At 59.7% G+C, this 8,066-nt stretch carries 6 protein-coding genes and 2 pseudogenes; 3 read left to right on the top strand and 5 right to left on the bottom strand.

The genetic code is table 11. The features are described from left to right. Positions 1-667 precede the first annotated feature (667 nt). Complete coding sequence (locus tag LL972_RS21115; RefSeq protein ID WP_228329259.1) at positions 668-946, top strand: hypothetical protein; 279 nt, start codon at positions 668-670, stop codon at positions 944-946. A gap of 64 nt (positions 947-1,010) precedes the next feature. Here LL972_RS21115 and LL972_RS21110 read toward each other — a convergent pair. After that, a pseudogene (locus LL972_RS21110) lies at positions 1,011-2,376 on the bottom strand (IS5 family transposase). Between the two features lie 542 nt (positions 2,377-2,918). Between LL972_RS21110 and LL972_RS21105 the strand changes: the two are divergent. Then, positions 2,919-3,092: a hypothetical protein gene (locus LL972_RS21105; RefSeq protein ID WP_228329258.1), complete on the top strand. Its 174-nt coding sequence runs from the start codon at positions 2,919-2,921 to the stop codon at positions 3,090-3,092. A 165-nt stretch (positions 3,093-3,257) separates the two neighbouring features. Here the strand turns inward: LL972_RS21105 and LL972_RS21100 are convergent, their stop codons facing one another. The 3 genes from LL972_RS21100 to LL972_RS21090 are packed head-to-tail and all read right to left on the bottom strand — an operon-like array spanning position 3,258 to position 6,263. After that, complete coding sequence (locus tag LL972_RS21100; RefSeq protein ID WP_228329257.1) at positions 3,258-3,959, bottom strand: sulfotransferase family protein; 702 nt, start codon at positions 3,957-3,959, stop codon at positions 3,258-3,260. Then, positions 3,956-4,870 (bottom strand): sulfotransferase domain-containing protein, encoded by a 915-nt coding sequence (locus LL972_RS21095; protein WP_228329256.1) that lies wholly within the window; start codon positions 4,868-4,870, stop codon positions 3,956-3,958. The genes LL972_RS21100 and LL972_RS21095 overlap by 4 nt, the downstream gene beginning before the upstream one ends. After that, positions 4,863-6,263 (bottom strand): cytochrome P450, encoded by a 1,401-nt coding sequence (locus tag LL972_RS21090; protein WP_228329255.1) that lies wholly within the window; start codon positions 6,261-6,263, stop codon positions 4,863-4,865. The genes LL972_RS21095 and LL972_RS21090 overlap by 8 nt, the downstream gene beginning before the upstream one ends. Positions 6,264-6,728: 465 nt before the next feature. Between LL972_RS21090 and LL972_RS21085 the strand changes: the two genes are divergently transcribed. Then, positions 6,729-7,463: a class I SAM-dependent DNA methyltransferase gene (locus LL972_RS21085; RefSeq protein WP_228329254.1), complete on the top strand. Its 735-nt coding sequence runs from the start codon at positions 6,729-6,731 to the stop codon at positions 7,461-7,463. A 221-nt stretch (positions 7,464-7,684) separates the two neighbouring features. Here LL972_RS21085 and LL972_RS21080 read toward each other — a convergent pair. Further along, positions 7,685-7,993, bottom strand: a pseudogene (locus LL972_RS21080) (H-NS family nucleoid-associated regulatory protein); the annotation flags it as partial. Positions 7,994-8,066: the final 73 nt, after the last annotated feature.

Below are 8,066 nucleotides of genomic sequence, written 5' to 3'. Positions count from 1 at the left end.
GCCCGCCGAGTTCCGTGATCAACATCAACCGCAGACCTCTAGTTTTGGCTGGCATTGAATTAGGGGGAGTCGACACTACCGCACCCGGGAGTGAGCACCGTGCAAGCGGCGCACAGCGAAGGGCCGCAACAAAGCGCCAGCGACGAAAAGGAGGCTCGCCCTTGCGGTCGGGACAGCGAAGCCAAGGTCTCTTTCAGAGGACCAGCGCTGGTGGAGATAGAAACCGTTGAGACCCATCCCAGCTGGCAAATGCCTACCTGAGTGGATAGGAAGCAGCAGGTGTTATCGGCCATTTGGTTGATAGATAAAAGCATCGTGCCCAGCCGGGACTTGCCCTTTGCGCATTGGCGTGCGTGTCTGACGCAAACTGGTCCGCCTGGATACGACTCGGGCCTACCGCCCTCACTACTTCGACGCATGCATGGCTGTCTTCGATGTCAACGTGCCTGCGTTGGAAAGCTCATCGTGACCGACGTTGTGATGCCACGCTCGATCAAGGAATACGGCATTCGGGCTATTGAATCCCAAAGATGTAGCGAGCTTGGACAGGATAAAGCTATGGCTCCACGCGGTGTCGCTAGGCGATCGCTCCAGCACTGCCGATGACGTGGACCTAATCACAAGCCTGCCCTGGCATACTGCACAAACCGAGCAAAAGGAGTTGTGCGTGCCAATCTACATGGTGAGTTTCGAATGCAAGAGTAGCGACAAGGACTACACAGGGTTTTTCTCAAAGATCAAAGAAATTGGCCACCCTTGGTCTAACGATGTGGGTTCGACCTGGCTCATCGGCCATCTGGGTAACGCCAGCACCATACGCGATGCATTGAGGCGACACCTTGATAAGGAAGATCGCCTTCTGGTGGCCAAGCTGGCAAAGAAGGACGCCGCGTGGTCCGGCTTTTCAACGATGAGTTCCGAATGGCTGATGCGACACCTGAGCTAGACCGCGACCTCGTCGATTCGAACCTGGCTAGGAAAATACCTAGTCGTCCCTGAAAAAATCCCCTTCAAGCATCAAGTAGCGCCGGTGACAGCGGCACGTGGCTCAAGGATGGCCATTCCATCGCCCGCATCCAGGCACGCAAAAACGCGATCCAGCGCAGCAGCCAGCGCAGGTTGTAGCCGGCGGCGCAGCCGAGGACGTGCAGCGCATCGCCTTGTGCCCCTTTCAGCCGGCAACGATCCAGCCGGCAGTCTTGTTTCAAATGTCCGATCACCGGTTCCACGGCTTGCCGGCGTTTGATCCAGCGCCATTGCCGTCGTGTCAGCGTCTTGGCCTTGCCAAGATGCAGGACCTGCACGCCAGCGACCTCGCGCCCGCGATAGCCCAGGTCCACGATCGCCACCGTCGGTTCTACGTTCACGTCCTGCAGCAACGCGCGTGCCTGCTCCAACTGCTCGGCCAAGGTGTCGCCGTCGTACGGATTGCCATGAAAAATGCGCGCGCCCACGATCAATCCCTTGCAGGCACTCACCGCAATGCCGACCTTGACGCCGAATTCGTACGGCTGACGCGCCTTGCCCTTGCCGATGCATTCCACTTCCGGGGCATGCAGGGCGTAGAGCTTTTGCTTGTCTTTCGGGCGCTGCGTGTACAGCCGTTGCGCACGTTCCAGCCAGACCGCGATGCGCTCGCCCACGCTGCTGTCCACCTGGTCCAGCTTGCGCTCGATATCGCGCAACACCCGCCCCAGCACCGTGCGTTGACGCCGCAGCACGCGCCGCATGCGCTTGAACTGGCGCGCATGCGCATAGCGGCCTGCCTTGCGGCTCAGGGCCGGACCTTGCCGCGCGTAGGTTTGCCGCAGCGCGACGCCATGCCGCTTGGCCAGCAGCACCAGCTTCTTGCGCGCCACCTCCAACAGCCGGCTGTCGGTCGGATAAGCGATCGCCTTTTCCTGCACCGTGGTATCCACGATCACCCGCGACAACGCGCGCCCATCCACCGCCTGCATCGCATGCGCGGCATTGATCGTGTGCGCCAACAACTCTTCCATCCCCGCTTCGCCAAGCCGCTGCCGCCAACGCGTCAGCGAGCTGGCATCGCACGGCAAGCGCGTCTGGAACACGACCTCGCCAGTGAAAAACTGCCAGTACGGATTTTCCAGCCAACACTCGCACACCGCTTCATCGGACAGGTCGTAGGCGTGCTTGAGGTAGAGCAAACCAGCGATCAGCCGCACCGGCAATGCCGGCCGACCGCCACCGGCCGGAGTGGCCGGCAAGAGCGATGAAAGGGCTTGCTCCAACGCCGTCCACGGCATCCGTTGGCTCAGCTGCGCCAGCGGATGCCAGATCGATCTGATTCTCCAGGCGCGAACGGAACAACTCGTCGGCGGGTCTGTCCTCGGCTGCACAACGGCGTGTATGCATGGGCAGAAATTGCCAGAAACCAGCGCTCAGCGTAGCGAAAACTGGCAGTCCTCGCACGCCTGTATCGCCCAAAACCCGTTGCGGTGATTGGCTGGTTGGGGTTTTTCAGGGGCGACTACCTACAGTCCAGCCCGTCTTTCGCCGACAGTGCTTTGAGCCATTTTCTGCCATGATAACGTGTCACCAGGGCGGGCCCTGGCGGTCGGTTGTTTGACGATGGTGTCAGACAACCAGAGGCGTATAGCACCATCAAGGAGGATCAGTCTTGGGCGTTACCGCTATTCGGCACGTGGGCGATTACTTGCTCACGGCTCATATCATCCCGTCTGACGGGAAGTTCCTGCCGGAGCTCCTGATTTCCAAGCACGGGGGCATCACGCTTCACCGCTGTCCAGTCCCCGGTGTGGCCTTCCCTGATAGAAGTGCTGCGTATGACTACGCCAAACACTGGATGGCCGCGTGCTATGTGTCGAGCACAGGCTCGGTAAGCGCGACCTAACCACCGCCTGACCTCAATCCTCGCCTTCTGCGTCTGTTAGCCCATGCCAAGCCAAAATCTCGTCGATGCGTCGTTCGACGAACTCAGCATCTTTCGACGTAAGTGCCTTCGCCTCAATGACCTGCGCCATGCCCACAAACGCGCGCAAGAAATGGCGGCGGTCATGATGCTGCGCGATTCACATATTTCTCGCGAATATGCCAGTGCCGCTCGATAATATTACTTGCTGAGAAGCAACTTATCTTGTCAATGAAGCGACTGCGCTGCGGTCGCATCCCAAAAATTCGGAAGATGTTGCATATCACCCCGAGCGAGCGAATATGCACGCCCGCACCGTGCAGGACTGCTTCTAGTGCGGCCTGATTCATATGCATGCCGCCACTCATCTGCCCGTTGGCGGCGCGAATGCATCCTCGGCGAGCCGGTCTAAATAGGCGCGCATGCAGTGTTCGATCAGTTCCGGCTCCGTCGGCAGCCGACGCGCTGGCACGCCGACGCCCCGCATATGGACGCGCGGATATGAAAGCGCCGGTACTGGCCGCCCCAGGAATGCGCACAGTCGTTCCCAGCTCGATTCGGTATCAGTGTTGAGAACTAGCAGGCGCGGCGCCGGTATATGCTCGATCACAGCCTGGTTCCAGCGCCGGAAGTAGTCGGTCATGAAGGCGCGCTCGCCGAGGCGCGCGCACAGATCGCGGCGCAGGAACTGACTCAGGCGCTGGCCATGGGCGCCAAATAGCGACGGTACGCTGTCGCTGCCTGAGAAAATAGTGGCGCTTACCGACTCGAACCAAGCGTCAGGATCACGGACGGTCAGGATCACCTTGGCGTGCGGGAAACGCGCGGCCAGTTCCATCCAAAAACAGCAGCCGGGATAGTCGGTGGTCGCCGCATAGCCAGCGAAAAGCCCGTCCCAGTCAGGGCGCCCATTGATCGCCGCCTCCCATTGCGGCAAGTCCTGACGCAGGTTCGCCGCCAATTCCATCGCGTGATAGCACCGGCCCACACCGAGCCGCTCGATCGCCAGCTTTAGCGAAAGAGTGCCCGTACGACCCAGGCCGGCTCCAATGAGCTGGAGACTCACGACGTTCGTGCCTGGCCGTGGGCTAGCCATTGCGCTACGTCCACACCTAGCTCCGCGTCTGCTCGCCGGGAGTAGGCGTTATTTAACTCAGCCGGCAAGACCTTACGCCAGCGGCCGATTTGGCCCTGGTTGAAAAACGCCTTGCCGCCTTCGCGCCACAAACCGGCACCCTGCGGCACGTAACGTGCCGCATGCTGACGCATGTAGTCGAAGCGGCAGTGCGCCACAATCGCATCCCACCTGTCTGAAGAGATCGGAATGCCGAGAAAAGCGGCGATGAGGCGGATTTGGCCGGGCAGGTCATCGAGCAGATCGGCGTAGTGTAGTAGCAGCACGTTCGCATCCTCGCCTCGTTCCCACCACGAACGCACGTTTTCCCATAATGGCCAGAACGGAGCCCCGTCGTATTCCAGCCAGTGCGCCACGTAGGCATCGCGCGATAAGCTCGGCGGTGGCACCACACGCAACTTGCCGGATTTGCCCCCTTTAGCGTGCAGGCGTGCCTGCGCATCCTGGCTCACCGCGCATTGATGGTCGTATAGGCTCAGCGCTATGTCGCGGCCGTCGCGGCCGATGTAAAGGTATCTGGCGAGCGGACTAGTGACCAGCGCATCGGCCGGTAGGTGTGTCTTCATGAAGCGCCGGTGGCTCTGCGCCTTCAGCAGCGCGAGCTTGGTCGCCTTGTCCGGATAGACGCTGTCTACCCAAGGGGAGATTGCCGAGACATCAATGTCCGGTTCGCCGCCAAAAATTAGCTGGGCCACGATCTGCTGCAGCCAGGTCGTGCCTGCTTTGGCGTAACTAGCGATCACGATATCGCCCTCGCGTGGCGCCAGATCATTCCATACGCTGGAATCGAAAAATCGGTTGGGATATTCCCGGGTTTTCTTGCGAACTTGCTGACTAATCATCGGGCGATACCGGAGTGAAAAACGCTGTGGCGGCATGCGCCTGCGCCGGGGCGGCTGAGCGTATCGCTCGTGGCCGCAGCGCGATACGCACATCAAGTGGCCGCAATACAAGAGCGGGAAAGGGCGAGGGCCGCGCGTCAGGAGCCAGATGTAGGGTGCACGTGCGTAATATGGTGGCGATGACTACGGTCATCTGGGTCAGCGCCAACATGCTGCCGATGCAACTGCGCGAGCCACCTCCAAAAGGAAAGTAGCTATAACGCGCCAACGAGTGAGTGGCGGTATCGTCAAGCCAGCGTGCGGGCAGGAAAATCTCGGGATCGGAAAAATAGCGCCCGTCGCGATGCACGACCCATGAACTGACGAGCAGTTGGGTGCCGCAGGGGACATGGAAGCCATTCAATGTGGCGTCGCGTTGCGCAATCCTTGCGGTTATCCAGGCCGGTGGATACAGACGCAAGGACTCCTTCACACAGGCCCGCGTTTGCGGCAACCAATCGAGCAAGCTGGTGCCTGAAGCGGCATCAGCATCGGCATCGTCCAGTGCGTTGGCTTCTTGCGCCACCTCCTGGGCAATCTGCGGGTGCTGAGCCAGTAGCAACAAGGTCCAGGTCAACGCTGCAGACATCGGCTCCAGTGCCGACATCAGTATCGCCGCCGCTTCGTCGCGGCGCCAGTCTCCATCGCCTTGTGCGGTTTCGGCTAGCAGCAGCGCCAAGACCGATGCTGCATGCGGCGGCCTCTGCATGCTTCGCGCCAGGATCCGGTCCAATGCCATGTCAAGATCCGCTCGTGCGCGGCGCAAGCGATGCCGGTTTGCAGATGGCCACCACAAGGGAGCCATCGATTGACGGCGGGTCTGCTGCAAGATGGCATCGACCATAGGCAACATAAGCAGCAGGTCTGGTGCGTGTGCCGGATCACCGAGCAGGAAGCCGGCGCCCAATTGCGCGCATAGCCCAGTCATTAGTGCGCGCATGTCCTGTATTGCGCAGGATTCGCCCCGCTCGCGCAATAAAGATCGGGTGGCCACCAATGCGTGTGTTGCGGCGTCGCGCACCAAAGTCGCACGAAAGGCTGGTTGTAGCGCCCGCCGCTTATGCTGCCAGACTGCGCCAGTGCTGTTCATCACAGAAGCAGGAAATGCAGGGCGCCGCACGCCCGGGTCCGAATCGACCTTGCCGTAAAGCGCACCGTCGTCGCCAAGAACTGTACTGATCGCGGCCGGTGCGGCGAGCAGATAGGTTCGTTTAGCAACCTTGACTACATCGCCATGTTTACGAACGCAGTCTTGCAGGAACGCCAAAGGATCTTCGGAAAAATGACCCAGGTTGCCGAATGCCCAGTGTCCGGTCGGACCCGGGGGGATAGCGCTATTGCTACCTGAAGTCATGCGCGCATCGCAGGTTGCCAGCGACTAAAATTGGCACGTTACGAGTTCTGGAGATAAAAGCATACCAGCAATGCATTAACGTGTGCGGTTGCGAGAAAGAGACCTCCTTTCCCGCAACAGGTGCGGATGGTCAATATGTGTAAATATAGCCGAGCTTGCGGCCACTGATGACCTGAATCCAACGCGACAGCGCTTTGAAAAAATGCTTCATGAAGATTTCCCTTGATAGGAGAGAGGACTGGTTACGGAGCATTTCTGCATGAATTATCGAAAATACAGTTTCATGATCGGGTTATGCGCTGCCTGAGTCAAGCCGCATAGCGCAAAGAAGTCGCGACATACGAAGAACTGTGCGTACCTAGCCTCTGTCGCCAACGCCGCAGTGCAGCCATCACCGCGTGTTATCGTCGAGTTGATTTGCAAGCGAGCGCGATGTGTATGCCTGTCACTCACCAGTATGATCGGATGTCCGTGTTCTACGATAGCTTTCATGATCGTTGGCCGGCGCAGGCGCTGCAGCGATGCGTGCAAACCCTAGCCGAACTGGCTGATGGACGAACATCACTGGAGTTGGGCATCGGCAGCGGGCGCATCGGACTGCCGTTATCGCAGCGAGGCGTGCCGGTGGCTGGTATCGACAACGCACCGGCGATGCTGGACGCATTGCGTGCAAAACCCGGTAGCGAGCAGCTGCAACTGGTTTGCGCAGATTTTGCTGACATGCCGTTAACTGGGCCATTCGGCCTGATCTACGCGGTGGCCTCCTTCGGCTATCTGCTCACCCAGGCCGAGCAGTTGCGCTGCATCATCAATGCAGCGCGCTGCTTGGCGCCAGATGGCAAGCTCGTGATCCAGACTGCAGTGCCCGGCGCCGAAGTGTTCGACAGCGGCGGAAAGGTGAGCCAAGTGATCGACGTGCCGGAGACGCAGGGCACCGGCGCCGCAGTGATGCTGGTGTGCTCGCAACCCGACCCAGTGCAACAGCGCCTCGATCAGCGCGTGGTAGTTCTGGGCGAGGACGGCACGCGCATCTTCACTGAGCGTCGGCGTTACGTCTGGCCATCGGAACTTGATCTGATGGCGCGGATCGCAGGGTTGCGCCTACTGGTGCGGTGGGGGGGCTGGGGGCACGAACCCTATGGTGCGCATAGCCGAATCCAGATCTCGGTTTACGTTCCGGCGGGCGCCTCCATGGCCTGAGTCGTCGGTGCTGCTTCGTTGCAAGGCATCATAAATAGGTCGACAGATAAAGTCCCCAGAGGATTCGGCGCGCAAACAGCGGTGATGGAATGGCTTTTTGCACACTTCCAGCAACGCGTGGTGGCCGAACTAATAGCCAATAATCCGCAGACGTAGGAAATGAGTGCCCGAAGAGACTCCGGGCGCTCATTGCCTCGGCAATCGCAATACTCAGCCTGGGAAGCCGGAAACTTCTCATCCGGGTGCTTGGCTTTCCATTCCTTGTAAGACGCGCTTCCCTCCCAAATGGTGAAGGCTTTGGGCGGACGACCACGCCCTGACCATGTCTCTTGGTTGTGGGGCAACCAATACTTGGGCGCTACTTCCTTTCTCGTAGAAGCATCCTTCTTCGGCTTAGCCACACCAGCACCTATCAGAGCGGCAATCTCTGACTTCTGCTTTGCACTGAAATGGCCAGTGTATTGATCGAGGAGCTTGACGATCTCCGAGTATGCTTCGGACGACTGTTGCTGGCGCAGCTGAGCTTCCTGGGTAATCCCCCCGCCCATTAGCTGACGCCAGAAGTGGAATTTTCTCGTCCCCTTTCCCGAGGAGGTTCCATGA

The organism is Xanthomonas campestris pv. asclepiadis, from assembly GCF_020784175.1.
Lineage (GTDB): Bacteria > Pseudomonadota > Gammaproteobacteria > Xanthomonadales > Xanthomonadaceae > Xanthomonas > Xanthomonas campestris_D.
Note: the sequence above shows the minus strand (reverse complement) of the source record. Positions and strands in the feature narration are given on the sequence as shown.

What these genes read in the sequence shown, in the direction of transcription:
- LL972_RS21085 (WP_228329254.1), top strand. Translation starts at nt 6,729, where the DNA reads ATGTCCGTGTTCTACGATAGCTTTCATGATCGTTGGCCGGCGCAGGCG.
- LL972_RS21090 (WP_228329255.1), bottom strand. Translation starts at nt 6,263, where the DNA reads ATGACTTCAGGTAGCAATAGCGCTATCCCCCCGGGTCCGACCGGACAC.
- LL972_RS21105 (WP_228329258.1), top strand. Translation starts at nt 2,919, where the DNA reads ATGCCAAGCCAAAATCTCGTCGATGCGTCGTTCGACGAACTCAGCATC.
- LL972_RS21095 (WP_228329256.1), bottom strand. Translation starts at nt 4,870, where the DNA reads ATGATTAGTCAGCAAGTTCGCAAGAAAACCCGGGAATATCCCAACCGA.